16 protein-coding genes and 1 pseudogene are annotated in these 15,196 nt (G+C 70.3%); 10 read left to right on the top strand and 7 right to left on the bottom strand.

The window, feature by feature from the left end; all coding sequences use genetic code 11:
• Nucleotides 1-432: 432 nt before the first annotated feature.
• Nucleotides 433-1,515 (bottom strand): hypothetical protein, encoded by a 1,083-nt coding sequence (locus ACWGO0_RS04865; protein WP_453528014.1) that lies wholly within the window; start codon nucleotides 1,513-1,515, stop codon nucleotides 433-435.
• A gap of 233 nt (nucleotides 1,516-1,748) precedes the next feature.
• On the opposite strand from ACWGO0_RS04865, the gene ACWGO0_RS04860 reads away from it, so the two are divergent.
• The 4 genes and pseudogenes from ACWGO0_RS04860 to ACWGO0_RS04845 all read left to right on the top strand — a co-directional run bounded on the left by ACWGO0_RS04860 (nucleotide 1,749) and on the right by ACWGO0_RS04845 (nucleotide 3,806).
• The gene (locus ACWGO0_RS04860; protein ID WP_453528011.1) at nucleotides 1,749-2,207 is read left to right on the top strand and encodes a hypothetical protein; all 459 of its coding nucleotides are present in this window, start codon (nucleotides 1,749-1,751) and stop codon (nucleotides 2,205-2,207) included.
• A gap of 83 nt (nucleotides 2,208-2,290) precedes the next feature.
• Nucleotides 2,291-2,473 (top strand): annotated as a pseudogene (locus ACWGO0_RS04855) (DUF6192 family protein); the annotation flags it as partial.
• 34 nt (nucleotides 2,474-2,507) lie between these two features.
• Nucleotides 2,508-2,918: a hypothetical protein gene (locus ACWGO0_RS04850; RefSeq protein ID WP_453528008.1), complete on the top strand. Its 411-nt coding sequence runs from the start codon at nucleotides 2,508-2,510 to the stop codon at nucleotides 2,916-2,918.
• A 30-nt stretch (nucleotides 2,919-2,948) separates the two neighbouring features.
• A complete protein-coding gene (locus ACWGO0_RS04845) occupies nucleotides 2,949-3,806 on the top strand; it encodes an IS5 family transposase (RefSeq protein ID WP_453528005.1) in 858 nt (285 codons plus the stop codon).
• 37 nt (nucleotides 3,807-3,843) lie between these two features.
• On the opposite strand, the gene ACWGO0_RS04840 is transcribed toward ACWGO0_RS04845, so the two are convergent.
• Nucleotides 3,844-4,512 carry a suppressor of fused domain protein gene (locus tag ACWGO0_RS04840; protein WP_453528002.1) on the bottom strand — a complete coding sequence of 223 codons (669 nt, stop codon included), beginning with the start codon at nucleotides 4,510-4,512 and terminating at the stop codon, nucleotides 3,844-3,846.
• Between the two features lie 259 nt (nucleotides 4,513-4,771).
• Here ACWGO0_RS04840 and ACWGO0_RS04835 point away from each other — a divergent pair, with 259 nt between their 5' ends.
• The gene (locus ACWGO0_RS04835; RefSeq protein ID WP_453528138.1) at nucleotides 4,772-5,809 is read left to right on the top strand and encodes an NUDIX domain-containing protein; all 1,038 of its coding nucleotides are present in this window, start codon (nucleotides 4,772-4,774) and stop codon (nucleotides 5,807-5,809) included.
• A 36-nt stretch (nucleotides 5,810-5,845) separates the two neighbouring features.
• On the opposite strand, the gene ACWGO0_RS04830 is transcribed toward ACWGO0_RS04835, so the two are convergent.
• Together ACWGO0_RS04830 and ACWGO0_RS04825 are read right to left on the bottom strand one after the other, a co-directional pair.
• On the bottom strand, nucleotides 5,846-6,541 hold the full coding sequence (locus ACWGO0_RS04830; protein WP_453527999.1) for an MBL fold metallo-hydrolase: 696 nt from the start codon (nucleotides 6,539-6,541) through the stop codon (nucleotides 5,846-5,848).
• Nucleotides 6,542-6,627: 86 nt separating this feature from the next.
• Nucleotides 6,628-7,992, bottom strand: a complete 1,365-nt coding sequence (locus ACWGO0_RS04825) for a M20/M25/M40 family metallo-hydrolase (protein ID WP_453527997.1) — start codon at nucleotides 7,990-7,992, stop codon at nucleotides 6,628-6,630.
• A gap of 193 nt (nucleotides 7,993-8,185) precedes the next feature.
• Here ACWGO0_RS04825 and ACWGO0_RS04820 point away from each other — a divergent pair, with 193 nt between their 5' ends.
• Nucleotides 8,186-9,415 (top strand): geranylgeranyl reductase family protein, encoded by a 1,230-nt coding sequence (locus ACWGO0_RS04820; protein ID WP_453527994.1) that lies wholly within the window; start codon nucleotides 8,186-8,188, stop codon nucleotides 9,413-9,415.
• 54 nt (nucleotides 9,416-9,469) lie between these two features.
• Here ACWGO0_RS04820 and ACWGO0_RS04815 read toward each other — a convergent pair whose 3' ends face one another.
• On the bottom strand, nucleotides 9,470-9,922 hold the full coding sequence (locus tag ACWGO0_RS04815) for a nitroreductase family deazaflavin-dependent oxidoreductase (protein ID WP_453527991.1): 453 nt from the start codon (nucleotides 9,920-9,922) through the stop codon (nucleotides 9,470-9,472).
• 129 nt (nucleotides 9,923-10,051) lie between these two features.
• Here ACWGO0_RS04815 and ACWGO0_RS04810 point away from each other — a divergent pair, with 129 nt between their 5' ends.
• The 3 genes from ACWGO0_RS04810 to ACWGO0_RS04800 are packed head-to-tail and all read left to right on the top strand — an operon-like array spanning nucleotide 10,052 to nucleotide 12,816.
• The gene (locus tag ACWGO0_RS04810; protein ID WP_453527988.1) at nucleotides 10,052-10,846 is read left to right on the top strand and encodes a TetR/AcrR family transcriptional regulator; all 795 of its coding nucleotides are present in this window, start codon (nucleotides 10,052-10,054) and stop codon (nucleotides 10,844-10,846) included.
• 36 nt (nucleotides 10,847-10,882) lie between these two features.
• Nucleotides 10,883-12,154, top strand: coding sequence for a sensor histidine kinase (locus ACWGO0_RS04805; RefSeq protein ID WP_453527985.1), 1,272 nt, complete (start codon nucleotides 10,883-10,885; stop codon nucleotides 12,152-12,154).
• Nucleotides 12,151-12,816 (top strand): response regulator, encoded by a 666-nt coding sequence (locus ACWGO0_RS04800; RefSeq protein WP_453527982.1) that lies wholly within the window; start codon nucleotides 12,151-12,153, stop codon nucleotides 12,814-12,816. Before ACWGO0_RS04805 ends, ACWGO0_RS04800 begins: the two co-directional genes overlap by 4 nt.
• Here ACWGO0_RS04800 and ACWGO0_RS04795 read toward each other — a convergent pair.
• Nucleotides 12,777-13,088, bottom strand: a complete 312-nt coding sequence (locus tag ACWGO0_RS04795; RefSeq protein WP_453527980.1) for a DUF6332 family protein — start codon at nucleotides 13,086-13,088, stop codon at nucleotides 12,777-12,779. The two genes, ACWGO0_RS04800 and ACWGO0_RS04795, sit on opposite strands and share 40 nt — an antisense overlap.
• Nucleotides 13,089-13,156: 68 nt before the next feature.
• Entirely contained in the window at nucleotides 13,157-14,677 is a 1,521-nt protein-coding gene (locus tag ACWGO0_RS04790) for an MFS transporter (protein WP_453527977.1), read from the bottom strand.
• Nucleotides 14,678-14,763: 86 nt separating this feature from the next.
• On the opposite strand from ACWGO0_RS04790, the gene ACWGO0_RS04785 reads away from it, so the two are divergent.
• Nucleotides 14,764-15,165 (top strand): MarR family winged helix-turn-helix transcriptional regulator, encoded by a 402-nt coding sequence (locus ACWGO0_RS04785; RefSeq protein WP_453527974.1) that lies wholly within the window; start codon nucleotides 14,764-14,766, stop codon nucleotides 15,163-15,165.
• Nucleotides 15,166-15,196: the final 31 nt, after the last annotated feature.

Here is a 15,196-nt window from a genome sequence, read left to right as displayed (position 1 = left end):
GTTAGGTCGGTGGGCCGTCGAGCCCGGACCGCCCGGTGTCAGATTGGCCAAGAGGCCCGTCTGTCAGCCTCCGCTGCCGAGTGCGTACAGGATGTGTGGCCAGGCAGCGGCGCCCAGGAGTGTGCCGGCGTCGGGTGTGCCTCCGTACTGGAAGGGTGGCGAGGCTGTCGCCTTGGACCGCGGCCTCCGCCGCCTCAGGCCGAGCACCGCCCATGGTGCCGGCCTGACGCTCTTTGCAGGCCCTCTGCGGCCACCGGCTTGGCGGCGGACAGCCTGACGACGGGCCAGCCGGCTGCCGACGCGCGTCAGGCACTGGGGATCACATGCCCCCTTGGCTCATGCTCCGTTCCACCGGGCGGCATGCGGTCAGACGGCGTCCGGTGTGGCGGCTCGCGGAGACGGGCGGCAGGTCGGCCGGCTGACGCGGTCGCCTCAGTGGAGGGGGGCCCGCCAGGCCACGAGTCCGGGCCGGCCCGCCTCCGCGAAACCCACCGCGAACGGCTTGTCATTCTCGTCCGTCATCAGGTGGATGCTGCACTCCGTCACGCTGTCGCCCGGCGGGATCATCCGGGCGACCCAGTCGGATGGACAGTCGGGGATCTTCGTGTCGAGGTCCAAGGGGGTCTTCCCCCGTATCTGCCGACCGCTCTCGGTGAGCAGGCGGACGTGGTCGGCTTGGTTGGTGTATAGGTCTTTCGGGCCGGTGTTGGTGTAGGTGACCGACACGTAGTACGGGATGCCGCGCCGCTCGTTCTCGTTGAGGTCGGGGTCCAGACCCGCGAGGTCGGCTGCGCTGCCCCGGCGTACGGACACCAGCGTGGCGGGCAGTTTGAGGACGCCGTCTTCGCGGGCGTCCCACTGGACGGGGATGATGTCGCCCGGCTCCGCCAGCTCGGCGGACGCCGCCTTGAGGCTGCCCTCGACGGGCCAGGAGGCGAGCGCGCCGCCCTCGTCGAGGTAGCCGTCGGGGTTGTGGGTCAGCGACAGCACGCCGACGCCTGCGGGCAGCGCGTAGGTCACGCAGGTGTTGTACGAGTCGCCGGGCGCCAGCGTCTTCGGCGCGGTGTCCGCGCAAGGCAGGTCGACCCCGCCCGGCCTGCCGCCGCTGATGTAGACCTTCTCCCCGCGCGCCCAGTCGGTGCCGTTGAGGGCGAAATTGCTGTCCACCATGTAGGCAGCGGGGATCTTCTTCCGACCGGTGTTGGTGACCTTGAAGCTGAGGTAGTGGGGGACCGTGCCCTTCAGCTCTTCGTCCGCGCGCGCCCCCAGCATGTCCTCCTCCGAGCCCCGGACCAGGCTCTTGACCGTGATCCTGACCTCGTACGACCGGTGGTCGGTGTCCGTGTGGACGACGTCCTGTGCGCCGGTCCGCACCGGCAGGTCCGTCCAGGAGGCAGGCCTCTCCGCGGCTCGCTCCACGGCCCGGCCCGCGCCCTGTTCCCCAGTGCACCCGGTGAGGAGGAGTATCGCCGCAGTGCCCATGGTGGCCTTGCTGATGTAGCTGGACAGGCGCATGGACTTCCCTTGCCGCACGATGATCCGGATCCACCGGAGGACTGACGCATCGTAGGACGTCACAGTGGAGGAGGAGGCGGCGGGTGGAGGGCTCGGTGCGGTTGCTTTCGTTCCTGGCCCTTCAGCGAGAGTCCGGCCGAGCCGTATGACCACGAGAGGGGCTGCCGGCCGTCCACCCATGCCCTGTCGTTCCGGGCTGTCGTTCAGCGCTGTGCTCCGGGCAGAATCGGCTCATGGCCGCCGACATCGTGTTCTTCCTGGCTCCTGACGCCGACACCGCCGCCGCGACGTACTTGATGGGGCCGGGGCCGGAACTCGCCTCGTCGGCGTCCCAGTCCTTCGACCCCGACGATGCGGTCATGGAGTGGGAGGTGTTCCTCGGAGCACCGTCCCGCAAAGCATCGTTCCTCGACCGGTTCCGCCGCAGGAACGACCGGCCCGTCTACGTCGAGCCCATCTGCAATGACGGCGTCGGGGTGTTCGCCGTCCCGGAGAATACGGTCGGGCTGCTTGCCGCCGCCGACCCCACCACCTTGCGCGGACTGGCTGCGCACTGGACCCGGATGCTCAGGTCCGACGGCGAGACGTACCTGTCCGACGACGAGTTGCTTAAGGTCGTCCAAGACGTCGCCCGCCTCGCCACGCGTACCGGCGAGGACATCGGTCCCAAGCTTTACTGCTGGCACTGCTGATCCGCACGTCGCCCGGGATCTGCGGACACGCTGAGTCCGGTCCAGGTGCGCGGTTCTGACCCCACGCCGCCGACGAGTTCCTTGACCTGGTCGGCTCCGGGCATCAGTACGTCGCCACGCTGGGCCGGGTGGTTCCCCGTCTTCGGGGCCAGGAGTTCACCGACGACGAGCGCGAGACGGTCCGCCAGTCGATCGCGAAGGTGAGGGCCGTGGCGGACTGGCTGGAGGCCGCGATCGAGGCCGGTGTGTTCACCCTGGACGAGTAGCTGGCCAAGCTGCTTTCGGGCGGCGAGTGAGGGCGTGGGCCGTCGCTTCGCCCAGCCCCTGGGCGAGTACTACGCGGACCTGGTCCGTGTCTCGCTGATCGAGGCCCGGCCCGCCGGGCTGACGACGAAGCAGCTGGTCGCCGCGACACGGTTGTCGCGTTCGCAGGTCGCCTGGGGGATCAGGCACCTTCGGGACATCGCCGGCTCGCAGGGCCTGACTCCGATCATCTGGGGAATCCGGGACGGCTACCTGTTCTCCGATGACCCGGCGGGCTGGAGCGACTACGAGAAGAAGCAGTTCAAGCAGATCCTGGGCCGGCTGCCCCGTGTGATCACCGGCACCCTCGACCCCCATCTGGCCCGCTACCCGGACGACGAGTGGGCCCAGCTGGCGGCCGCCCAGCTGATCGGCGTCCGCGCGACCCTGGCCCAGCTCACGAAATAGCCCTTCGTTCGACGACCTCGGGGCCCGCTCATGCCGTCATCGACACGCCGCCGCCGCTACCCGTCCGACACCACGGCCGCGGAGTGGGCCCTGATCGAGAGACTGCTGCCCGTCCCGGCCTGCCAGACCAAGGCCGGCGGGCGGCCGGAGAAGTGGCCGCGGCGCGAGATCGTCGATGCGATCCGCTACATCGTCGACAACGGCGCGAAATGGCGGGCTCTGCCCTCGGATTTCCCTCCCTGGGAAACCGTCTACGGGTTCTTCGCCCGCTGGGCCAGACACGGTGTCGTCTCCTTCATCCGCGATCAGCTCAGGCGTCATCTCCTCACTGACCTGGGGCGATGCCCACACCCGGTCACGATGATCCTGGACTCCCGGACCGTCAAAGGCGCCGAGACCGTCTCGAAAGCCACCCGCGGCTTCGACGCGGGGAAGAAGATCAATGGCCGCAAGCGACATATCGCGGTCGACACCGTCGGCTTCCCCATGATGATCATGGTCACCCTGGCCGACGTCACCGACCGGGACGCCGCCCGCGAGCTGCTCTGGCGTCTGCGTCTCACTCAGCCCCAGCTGACCCAGGTCTGGGCCGACTCCGCCTACGCCGGCCAGCTCGTCAACTGGTCCGACGACTTCCTCGACCTGACCCTGCGGACCGTCTGCCGGCCCCGCGGCGCGAAGGGCTTCGTCATCCTGCCTCGCCGCTGGAAAGTCGAGAGGACGATCGGCTGGCTGATGAAGGCCCGCCGCAACGTGAGGGACTACGAACGCCTCCCGCAGCACTCCGAGGCCCATCTGACCTGGTCACTCTTCACCTTGATGACCCGGCGGATCACCCGCGGCGGCAAGCCCCGAACCGACCGCTGGGGCAAGAAGCCCTGCACCTGACTCCGGCCGCCACCATGGGCGACGACCCGTCGGCGCCTCAAACGACGGATGCCCTGAAAGGGTCGGTGGGAATGATCCCTGCGTCGTCGAGACGTTGCTCCAACGCCTCGTGACCTTGGCTCCTGCGGAACTCGATCTCGGCAGCCGTCACCGGAAGGGTCCACAGGATCCTGACGTGTCCCTCAGACAGCGGACAGTGCTCAAGATCGGGCCCGTGGAGATACGGCAGGCTGACCAGCAGGTGGTCGCAGGCCGAACCCGGCACCCACGGTTCGCCGATCGGCATGCTGTGTTCCAAGTCGAGCTGATGACCTCCGCAGTGGTAGTAGGCAATCATCGCCGTGAGGTCAATGAACCGCTGGTCACGGGCGGGGGCGGTCATGACGAACTCAAGCCCGTGCCCGTCCTTCTTCATCTCGGCCCACCACCCGGCGGTCACATAGGCCCAGCTGTCACTGCGAGGGCCTGGCGCCACAACGAGAACGCGCAGGTCGGCCATGGCCTCGCGCCGTTCCGGCCCGAGGTCGAACTCGATGGCCTCAACGGAGTGCCCCGCGAAGAACGCCCGGACGTGTGACTCAACGGCCTCCGCGGCCAGACCCCTCGTATCACTCACCGCACGATCATCCCAGACCCCGCGAAGCGCCATGGAGCTGCGGGCAGGAACGGGCTCCACCGAACGACCCAGCTCAGGGATCGAAGACACTCACTTAGGCGAGCCGGGCCATATCCCGCGCGTCGCAGGGAGGGGCGCATGGGGCATGAACTGCCTGGTGTGGAGGGTACGTACAGCGAGGTGACGCTCGCAATCGAGGAGCGGATAGTTGGGTATTTCCAGGAGGTGTGGGAGAAGGAAGTGGTGGGAGCCGGGCTGTGGACACTGCCTTTTCCATCCGTCTCCCAGACGATCCCGCGAAATCCACTCCGCCGCTGTCCAGCGGCCTTTCCACCCTGGAGTACTAGTGATTGTTGTTTGGATCAACGGTGCGTTCGGCGCGGGCAAGACGAGCGCCGCGTGCGAACTGATCGATCTGATCCCGAACAGCACCTTGTACGACCCCGAACTGACCGGCGTGGGGCTGAGCCACCTTCTGCCGCAGAAGAAGCTCGCCGAGGTGACCGACTTCCAGGACCTGCCGATCTGGCGCCGTCTGGTGGTGGACACGGCTGCCGCGCTCCTCGACGAGCTGACCGGGGTGCTCGTCGTGCCGATGACACTGCTGCGGCAGGAGTACCGCGACGAGATCTTCGGGGGACTCGCCGCCCGGCGGATTCCCGTATGTCATGTGCTGCTCTCACCAGAGGAAACGATCCTGCGTGCGCGCATCGCGGGCCGGGAGGAATCCGCCGGCAACTCCGGGCCCGGCGAACGCGCGCAGGGGTGGGCCCTGGACCACATCGAGCCCTACCGGGCGGCCCTCGGCTGGATCACCGCCGACGCCCACACGATCGACAACAGCGCCCTCACCCCGCCCGAGACGGCCGAGCGCATAGCCGCGGCCGTACGCACCGGGGCGGCCGAGGAGTGCGGGATCGTGCAGACACCGGAACCCACCTCGGAGACCGTCGCCGCCGGGGTCCTGTTCTTCGACGAACAGGACCGGGTCCTGCTCGTCGACCCCACGTACAAACCCGGCTGGGAATTCCCCGGCGGAGTCGTGGAGGCGGGCGAGGCACCGGCACAGGCCGGAATCCGGGAGGTCGCCGAAGAGATCGGGCTGCACCTGGACACCGTGCCGAAGCTCCTGGTCGTCGACTGGGAGTCGCCCCGGCCGCCCGGCTACGGCGGGCTGCGCTTCCTCTTCGACGGAGGGCTGCTGCGCCGCGAGGACGCCGGTCGGCTCCGGCTGCCCGGGGACGAGTTGCGGGACTGGCGGTTCGTCACCGAGGAGGAGGCGGCGTCGATGCTGCCGCCCACGCGCTACGAACGGCTGCGGTGGGCGCTGAGGGCCCGCGAGCGGTCGACGGTGCTCAATCTGGAGGCCGGGGTACCGGTGGGATGACAGGCACCGGTCACCCCATGAGCGCGGTCCGGCTCGTCACACCGCCGGGTCCCGGTCGGCGGCTGCCCGCAGGACCTCCGGCGCGTCGGCGGTGAGCGGGTCGCCGTGGCCGAAGCAGACGGTGGACGGGGCCAGCGCGGCCAGCCGCCGGAACGAGGCCAGGGCCTGCGCACGGTCGATGTTGAACACGCCCAGCATCACCTGACCCACGCCGGCCACGCAGTCGCCGGTGAACAGCACGCCGTGGCGCGCCAGATGGACGCCGATGGAGCCAGGGGTGTGACCGGGGGAGTGGACGATCCGGGCGCCCCCGCCGAACGGCAGCTCGTCGCCGTCCGTGAGTTCGTGGTCGACCCGGGTGGGCGGAGCCGGGGGGACGGTCAGCCCGTGCTCGTACAACGGGCGTTCCCAGTCGAGGAGTACGGGGTCGGGCACCTGCTCCTCGCCCCGGATCACCGGGGCGTCGAGGGCGTGGGCCAGGATGTCGGCGCCGTACCGGTCGGCGAGTTCCTGGGCGGCGCCGTAGTGGTCGCGGTGGCCGTGGGTGATGACGATCCGGCCGATCCCCGCCGGGTCCAGGCCGAGACCGCGCACCGCGTTCTCGATGGCGGGCGCCGAGTCGATGTCGCCCGCGTCGATCAGGGTCAGGTCCGCGCCGTCCCGCCAGAGATACGCCTGGCCGATCCGGAACCGGAACATGTGCAGCTGAGGGAGCACCTGTACGAGATCCATGCGGCGAACGTACGCATCCGCGCAGGTCCGCCGCATGGAATTCTGCTCCTGGCGACTTCGGGCAGCCCTACGTGCCCGCAGTCGGGTCAGGCCTTCTTCGACTCCGCGTAGTTCCGCAGGAACAGCGCCTCGGTGACCGAGAGCCGCTCCAGCTCCTCGGGCGACACGCTCTCGTTCACCGCGTGGATCTGCGCCTCGGGCTCGCTCAGACCGATCAGCAGGATCTCCGCGTCCGGGTACAGGCCCGCGAGGGTGTTGCACAGCGGGATCGAGCCGCCCATGCCGGAGGACTGCATCTCCTCGCCCGGGTACGCGACGCGCATGGCATCCGCCATCGACGTGTACGCGGGACTGGTGATGTCGGCGCGGAACGGCTGGCCCTGGCCGACCTGTTCCACCGAGACCCGCGCACCCCACGGGGTGTGCGACTCCAGATGTGCGGTCAGCAGCTTCGTCGCCTCCGCGGCGTCGTGGCCCGGCGGGACGCGCAGGCTGATCTGCGCCCGCGCGCTCGCCTGGAGCGACGGCGTGGCTCCCACGACGGGCGGGCAGTCGATGCCGATGACAGTGACGGCCGGCCGCGCCCAGATGCGGTCCGCGACCGTGCCCGTACCGATCAGCTCCACACCGTCGAGTACCCTCGCGTCCTTGCGGAACTCGGCCTCCGGGTACTGCAGCCCGTCCCACTCCGCCTGCGTGGCGAGGCCGTCGACCGTGGTCGTGCCGTCCGCCGCGCGCAGCGAGGCCAGCAGCTGGATCATCGCGGCCAGCGCGTCGGGGGCCGCGCCGCCGAACTGCCCCGAGTGCAGGTTCCCTTCGAGGGTGTCGAGCGTCACCCGCAGCATCGTCATACCGCGCAGGGTCGCGGTGACCGTGGGCAGACCGACCCGGAAGTTCCCGGTGTCACCGATGACGATCGTGTCGGCGGCGAGCAGCTCCGGGTGTGCCTCCGCGTACCGCTCGAGACCGCCGGTGCCCTGCTCCTCCGAGCCCTCCGCGATCACCTTGACGGAGACCGGGACGCCGCCGTTCGCCTTGAGGGCGCGCAGTGCGAGCAGATGCATGATGAAGCCGCCCTTGCAGTCGGCGGCACCGCGGCCGAACCACCTGCCGTCGCGCTCGGTCAGCTCGAACGGCGGGGAGAGCCAGGCTGACTCGTCGAGCGGCGGCTGTACGTCGTAGTGCGCGTAGAGCAGCACGGTGGGGGCACCGGCGGGCCCGGGCAGGAACCCGTAGACCGACTGGGTGCCGTCAGGCGTGTCGAGCAGGGCGACATCCTGGAAGTCCTCGGCGCGCAGCGCGTCGGCGACCCAACGGGCGGCCCCCTCGCACTCGCTCTTCGGGAACTGCGCGGGATCCGCCACCGACCTGAAAGCCACCAGCTCGGCCAGCTCCGTCTTGGCGCGGGGCATCAGCGAGGCGACGGTCTCGGAAATCGGACGGGCGGTCATGGGCACGCTCCTCGTGGGTGCGACGTTGTATCTACGGCGCGGTGGTGTTCGCATCGTGGGTGACGCTGTGGGTGCGGCGTCGAATGTACGACAAAGGATGGCCGATCCTCCCACAGGGGGGTCCGGCCGAAACGCGCCGTAGGATGCCGTGAGCAGCTGGGGCCACAGGTCGGATCGGGAGCAGAAGCACATCGTGAGCAGCGAGAACGCAGACGCCGGACGTGAGCACGAAGAGCCGTCGGTACCGGAGTCGGTATGGGACGTGGTCGTAGTCGGCGCGGGCCCGGCCGGAGCCTCCGCGGCATACGCGGCGGCCGTCGCCGGCCGGCGGGTGCTGCTGCTGGAGAAGGCTGACCTGCCCCGGTACAAGACGTGCGGTGGCGGCATCATCGGATATTCGCGCGACTCCCTTCCCCCTGGCTTCGAACTGCCTCTGCGGGACCGGATCCACGCCGTCACCTTCTCGCTCAACGGGAAGTTCGCCCGCACCCGCCGGTCCCGGCGCATGCTCTTCGGGCTGATCAACCGCCCCGAGTTCGATGCGGGCCTGGTGGAGCACGCGCAGAAGGCGGGCGCCGAACTGCGCACCGGGGTGGCGGTGGTGCGCGTGGAGCAGCACGGCTCCGCGGTGCCGGACCGGCGTACGGTCGCGGTGGTGCTGACCGGCGGCGAGACCGTGCTGGCCCGGTCGGTCGTCGGTGCCGACGGCAGTGCGGGCCGTATAGGAGCGCATGTCGGGGTCAAGCTCGACCAGGTGGACCTCGGACTGGAGGCGGAGATCCCGGTTCCGGAGACGGTCGCGGAGGACTGGGCGGGGCGGGTGCTCATCGACTGGGGCCCGATGCCCGGGAGTTACGGGTGGGTGTTCCCCAAGGGCGACACCCTGACGGTCGGCGTGATCTCGGCGCGGGGCGACGGCGCGGGTACCAAGCGGTATCTGGAGGACTTCATCGCCCGGCTGGGTCTCGCCGGCTTCGAGCCGAAGATCACCTCCGGTCACCTCACCCGCTGCCGCAGCGACGACTCGCCGCTCTCGCGCGGCCGGGTGCTGGTCTGCGGCGACGCGGCGGGACTGCTGGAGCCGTGGACCCGGGAGGGAATCTCGTTCGCCCTGCGCTCCGGTCGCCTCGCGGGGGAGTGGGCTGTCCGGATCGCGGAGTCGCACGACGCGGTGGACGCCCGGCGTCAGGCCCTCAACTACGCGTTCGCCATCAAGGCGGGGCTGGGCGTCGAGATGAGCGTCGGCCGTCGCATGCTCAAGCTGTTCGAGCGTCGCCCCGGGGTCCTGCACGCCGTGCTGACGGGCTTCCGGCCGGCCTGGACGGCGTTCGCGGGAGTGACCCGGGGGACGACCTCGCTCGCCGAGCTGGTCCGTACGCATCCGCTGGCACAGCGGGCCCTGTCGGCGATGGACAAGCCCTAGGGCCTGTCCGGCGCATATGGCCGGAGCCGGGACCTTCCCGGCGGGGCATCGCGGTCACCCCTGGACGGTGATCCGGAAGACGGGGTGGTCGGGGCAGGCGGCGAGGAGCTCCGCGTCGGTCGACTTCGCGGTGATGCCCTTGAAGTACTGGTTGACCTCCCATCCCCATCGCTCCAGGTAGGCGCGGACGATGAGCACCTTCTGCTCGTCGTCCGCGATCTCCACGGCGGTGAAGGTCCGGGTCCTGCGGCCCACCCGCAGCTCGCCGCCGCCCGCGGCCCGCATGTTGCGCACCCACTGGGAGTGGCCGCGTGCCGAGACCAGGTACTGCGCGCCCTCGTGGACGTGGGGGTTCACGGGGATGCGCTGCATCTGCCCGCTCTTCCGGCCGCGCACCGACATCTCCGCCGTGCCGAGCAGACTGACACCGTGCCGGGCGAGCCAGCCGATGATGCTGTTCATCCGGATGGCGAAGGGGCTTCCCTGAAGGTAGTACGGCTGCGACATGGGGAACCTCCGGCGTTTTGGAGAGCGGTGCTCTCGCTTGAGATCAGTGTGTACGAGATCGGTGTGCAAAAGCAAGAGCAGTGCTCTCGATAGTGGCCGGTGCTCTGTTCTCGTGGCACAGTGGAAGGCATGAGCAAGATCAGAGGGGCCAGGGAGCGTGCCCGTATCGAAGTGACCGCCGCCATCAAGGACGAGGCGCGGAAGCAGCTCGCGGCGGACGGTGCCGCGAAACTGTCCCTGCGCGCGGTCGCCCGCGAGCTGGGCATGGTCTCCTCCGCTCTCTATCGCTACTTCCCCAGCCGCGACGAGCTGCTCACGGCGCTCATCGTCGACGCCTACGACGCGGTGGGCGAGACGGCGGAAGCCGCCAGGGACGCCGCCGTCGGTCGGCATCGGGAGGGGGACCGACGGCGGGACGCGGACCGACGGCGGGACGCGGACCGGGGCCGGGACCGGCATCGGGAACGCTGGACCGCGGTCGCCTGCGCCGTGCGGGACTGGGCCATCGCCCACCCCCACGAATACGCCCTGATCTATGGCTCGCCGGTCCCCGGCTACGTCGCCCCGCAGGACACCGTCGGCCCCGCCTCCCGCGTGGGACTCGTCCTCATCGATCTCGTCCGCGACGCCTACCGCACCGCTGGTCTCGCGGTTCCGCCGCTGTCGGAGGAACTGAGTTCCGACGCCGCCCGGATGGCGGCCGATCTCGCCCCCGACCTGCCGCCCGCCGTCGTGGTCGCGCTCGTCGCCGCCTGGGCGCAGCTCTTCGGCCTGATCTCCTTCGAGGTCTTCGGACAGTTCAACCGGATCGTCGAGGCCAGGGAGCCGATGTTCCGGCAGGCCGTGGGCGATCTGGCCCGCGCGGTCGGCATGACCGCGCCGGCTACTCCACAGGGAGTACGGCCGGTCACCTCGCCCGGCTGACGCCCGCCGGGTCCCCGCCCGTCTAGCGTGGCCGCCATGGACGAGCAGCGATCGCACAGAAGTGACGGTCCCCACCGGGGATCCGCCGGCCCGTGGGAGCACGGGGGGCTGCCGCGATGGCTGTCCGGGGCGTTCGGGCGGGGCGCCGGACTGCCGTGGCCGTCGACCGTGGCGCTCCTTGCCTTCGTCATGGCGGGTACGACCTTCGCGGCGGAGTCCCAGGACCGTCAGCCGCTGGACGTCTTCGCGCGGGTGCTGCTGTTCGTCGCCGTCGCGGTGCTCCTGTTCCGCCACCGTCACCCCGTGCTCGCGGTGGCCGGTACCTCGGCGACGACACTCGTCTATCTGGGGGCGGGCTATCCGTACGGTCCCGTCCTCGTCGCCGTCGCGGTGGGGTGCTTCAGCGCCATCGTCTCCGGGCACCGGCGGGCCGCCTGGTGGTCCCTCGGGGTGCTCTGGTCCGGACATCTGCTTCTGACCCACTGGCTCTACCGGTGGCTGCCGCCGTCCGGCGACACCGCGGCCGGCTGGGGCCAGGAGGCCGTCGTCGCCGCCTGGGTGATCGCGGTCGCCGCCGCCGCCGAGCTCCTGCGCGTCCGCCGTGAGCAGTGGGCGGCGGCCCGTGCGGAGCGGGCGGCGGCGGAGAAGCGGCGGGCCGACGAGGAACGGCTGCTGATGGCCCGGGAGCTCCACGACGTCCTCGCCCACAGCATCTCCGTCATCAACGTCCAGGCAGGGGTGGGCCTCGCGCTTCTCGACTCCGACCCGGAGCAGGCCCGCATCGCCCTCACCACCATCAAGTCCGCCAGCAAGGAAGCCCTGGGCGAGGTGCGCCAGGTGCTCGCCAGCCTCCGGACCCCGGGCGACGCCCCCCGCGCCCCCGCCCCGGGACTCGACCGGCTGCCCGAACTCGTGGAACAGGCGTCGGGCGCAGGGCTGTCGGTCACCCTCGAGACCGAGGGGGTACGCGGCGCGGTCCCGCCCGGCACCGATCTCGCCGCCTTCCGCATCGTGCAGGAGGCCCTCACGAACGTGGTGCGGCACTCGGGTTCGCGTACGGCCGAGGTCCGGATCGGTTACGGCGCCGGGCGCGTCCGGCTCCGTATCGACGACGAAGGCCCCGCGACCGGCGGCGAGGCGGGCGGCAGCGGCAACGGGCTCGTGGGAATGCGGGAGCGGGCGGCAGCGCTCGGTGGCACCATCGAGGCGGGGCCCCGGCCCGGAGGAGGCTTCCGGGTGAGCGCGGAGTTCCCGCTGCCGGCCGGTGCGCAGGAACCGGCGGCGCCGCAGGAAGAGGAGACACCGTGATTCGCGTACTGCTTGCCGACGATCAACTGCTGGTCAGGGCAGGCTTCCGCGCACTGCTGGACGCCCAGCCGGACATCGAGGTGGTGGGGGAGGCCGCCGACGGCGAGCAGGCTGTGCGTCTGGTGCGTGAACTGCGGCCCGACGCCGTGCTGATGGATATCCGCATGCCGCGTCTGGACGGCCTCGCCGCGACGCGCACGATCACCGACGACCCCGGACTGAACGAGGTGAGGGTGGTCATGCTGACCACCTTCGAACTCGACGAGTACGTCTTCGAGGCCATCCGCTCCGGGGCCTCCGGCTTCCTCGTCAAGGACACCGAGCCGGAGGAACTCCTGCGCGCGGTACGCGCGGTGGTCGGCGGGGACGCGCTGCTCTCGCCCGGCGTGACGCGCCGTCTGATCGCCGAGTTCGCCGCCCGCTCCAAGGAGCCCGCCGAGGCGAAGACGCTGGACGAACTCACCGAACGGGAAAGGGAAGTGATGGCCCTGGTCGGGATCGGACTCTCCAACGAGGAGATCGCCCGCAGGCTCGTCGTCAGCCCGCTGACCGCGAAGACCCACGTCAGCCGCACGATGGTGAAGCTCGGCGCCCGGGACCGGGCCCAACTCGTCGTCCTCGCCTATGAGTCGGGGCTCGTACGGCCCGGCTGGCTCGGCTGAGGAGGAGATTCCCGAGGCAGCGGGCGCGCGTCGGAGGAGCGACCGCCCGGGAATCGCCACAGGACATGGACGACGCGGGCGACGAAGGCGAGCGCCGCGACCGTGCCGCCGACCATGCCCAGGACGCGGTCGGCGGTGCGGGACAGATCGAGGAGCAGGGCCGGGGCGACGATGCCGGCGAATCCGGCCGCCGCGACGAAGGACGCGCTCACCAGGGCGTAACCGATCTCGACGGTGATGGCGTCGCGCTCTTCCTGGCTGCGTCGTCCCATGTCCGAAGTGTCACAGGGGTGGTGGCCGGTGGCAAGAACACCCCGCCGGCCACCACCCCTCCCGTACGTCAGTCCCGGACCGTCACCTTCCGCGCCCCGGCACCGGCTGCCGGGACCGCCCCGGCGGCTGCCGTGGCCCGGTCCCCCTCGGACGAGGCGACGAGCACCGTGTGCTGCGCGGGACGCTTGCGCCGCAGTCCCGTCAGGGTGATCAGCAGTCCGGCGAACGCGATCACGGTCACCACGGCCAGGCCCGGCCGGAAGCTGTCGAGTACCGCCTGCGGCGATCCGTCGCCGCTGCCGTCCGCGGTGATCGATGCCGTCACGACGGCCAGGAAGATGGCGCCGCCCACCTGGAAGGAGGTGTTGAGCAGTCCGGAGACCATGCCCTGCTCGTTGTCGTCGACGCCGTTGGTGGCCTGGATGTTGAGCGAGGGGAAGGCCACCGCGCACGCCGCGCCGATCAGCAGCATCGAGGGCAGGATGACCGCGGCGTACGACGGGGTGAGGCTGATACGCAGGAACAGCGCGTAGCCGACGACCAGGAACGCGAACCCGGCCGCGATCAGGCGCGGTGTGCCGAACCTGTCCACCACGGCGCCGATCTTGGTCGAGGAGAGGGCTACCAGCACGCCCGCGGGCAGGAAGGCGAGCGCGGTCTGCAGGGCCGACCAGCCGAGCAGCGACTGCATGTACTGGGTGACCAGGAACTGGAAGCCGACATAACTGCCGAAGAAGGCCGCCGCACCCAGCTGCGCCCTGATCTGGCTGCCGGAGCGCAGCACCCCGAGCCGGATCAGCGGATTCGCGGTGCGCCGCTCGATCAGGACGAAGGCGGTGAGCAGGGCGACCACGGCGAGGAAGGACAACAGGGTGCGGGCGGAGGTCCAGCCCACCTCGGGGGCCTGTATGACGGTGAAGACGAGCAGCAGCATGGAGGCCGTGCCGGTGACGGCGCCCGGCAGGTCGTAGCCACGGGTGGTGCGGTCGTGGGCGCTGTGCGGGATCAGCTTCAGACCGGCCACCAGCGCCAGCAGCGCGATGGGCGCGGGCAGCAGCATCGTCCAGCGCCAGGAGAGCTGGGTGAGCAGGCCGGACAGTACGAGGCCCATGGAGAAGCCGGTGGCCGCGCAGGTGGTGTAGATGGACAGGGCGCGGTTGCGCTGCGGGCCCTCCTTGAAGGTCGTGGTGATGATCGAGAGGCCGGCCGGGGCGGTGAACGCGGCGCTCAGCCCCTTGATGAAGCGGCTGGCGATGAGCAGCGGACCCGAATCGACGAGTCCGCCGAGGAGCGAGGCGAGGGCGAACACGGCCAGGGCGATCAGGAAGACGCGGCGCCTGCCGAGCAGGTCGGCGGCGCGGCCACCGAGAAGGACGAGCCCTCCGTAGCCGAGGATGTAGCCGCTGACGATCCACTGAAGACTTGAGGTGCCGAGGCCGAGATCACCGGCGATGGACGGGAGCGCGACGCCGACCATGGAGACGTCGAGTGCGTCCAGGAACATCGCGGCGCAGAGCACGATGAGGGTGCCCCAGAGACGCGGGCTCCAACGCTCTTGCGAATCGGGGACGTTGAGCGGAGAGGTCATGCGAAGACGGTACATGCACATGCATTGAATGCAAGTGCATTTAATGACTGTGCAACAAAGTGCTTCTTCTCTGCTAACGTGCGGTTATGGCAGGGAACAAGTCCGAGCGGGTACTCGTCGACGAGTGGCGCGACATCCTCGCGCTGCACGCGAGGACCCTGTGCGAGCTCGACCGCGCGCTGCATCAGCACGGCCTCGGCGCCAGTGACTTCGAGGTGCTGGACGTCCTCGCGGAGGGCGCTGCAGAGGACGGCGGCGCCGCCTACCGCGTACAGGAGATCGCCTCCCGGGTCCATCTCAGCCAGAGCGCGCTCTCGCGCCTCATCGCACGGCTGGAGAAGGACGGGCTGGTCTGCCGGGGGATGTGCAGCGAGGACCGCCGTGGCGTGCGCGTCACGCTCACGGACAAGGGGCGGGCCGTGCACGCCGAGGTCCGGCCGCTGCAACGCGCGGTGCTCTCGCGCATGCTGAACGGGCCGCAGGGCTGAAGGCGGGGTGACGGGCGCCCGAGAGGCGCCC

It is taken from the genome of Streptomyces sp. NPDC055749, assembly GCF_053617235.1.
The sequence above is the reverse complement of the archived record's forward strand: the minus strand, read 5'-3'. Positions and strand labels throughout refer to the sequence as shown.

Bases quoted from the DNA above. Each gene is read 5' to 3' on its own strand.
- ACWGO0_RS04865 (WP_453528014.1), bottom strand. From the start codon at position 1,515: ATGCGCCTGTCCAGCTACATCAGCAAGGCCACCATGGGCACTGCGGCG.
- ACWGO0_RS04860 (WP_453528011.1), top strand. From the start codon at position 1,749: ATGGCCGCCGACATCGTGTTCTTCCTGGCTCCTGACGCCGACACCGCC.
- ACWGO0_RS04845 (WP_453528005.1), top strand. From the start codon at position 2,949: ATGCCGTCATCGACACGCCGCCGCCGCTACCCGTCCGACACCACGGCC.
- ACWGO0_RS04830 (WP_453527999.1), bottom strand. From the start codon at position 6,541: ATGGATCTCGTACAGGTGCTCCCTCAGCTGCACATGTTCCGGTTCCGG.
- ACWGO0_RS04825 (WP_453527997.1), bottom strand. From the start codon at position 7,992: ATGACCGCCCGTCCGATTTCCGAGACCGTCGCCTCGCTGATGCCCCGC.
- ACWGO0_RS04815 (WP_453527991.1), bottom strand. From the start codon at position 9,922: ATGTCGCAGCCGTACTACCTTCAGGGAAGCCCCTTCGCCATCCGGATG.
- ACWGO0_RS04810 (WP_453527988.1), top strand. From the start codon at position 10,052: ATGAGCAAGATCAGAGGGGCCAGGGAGCGTGCCCGTATCGAAGTGACC.
- ACWGO0_RS04805 (WP_453527985.1), top strand. From the start codon at position 10,883: ATGGACGAGCAGCGATCGCACAGAAGTGACGGTCCCCACCGGGGATCC.
- ACWGO0_RS04795 (WP_453527980.1), bottom strand. From the start codon at position 13,088: ATGGGACGACGCAGCCAGGAAGAGCGCGACGCCATCACCGTCGAGATC.
- ACWGO0_RS04790 (WP_453527977.1), bottom strand. From the start codon at position 14,677: ATGACCTCTCCGCTCAACGTCCCCGATTCGCAAGAGCGTTGGAGCCCG.
- ACWGO0_RS04785 (WP_453527974.1), top strand. From the start codon at position 14,764: ATGGCAGGGAACAAGTCCGAGCGGGTACTCGTCGACGAGTGGCGCGAC.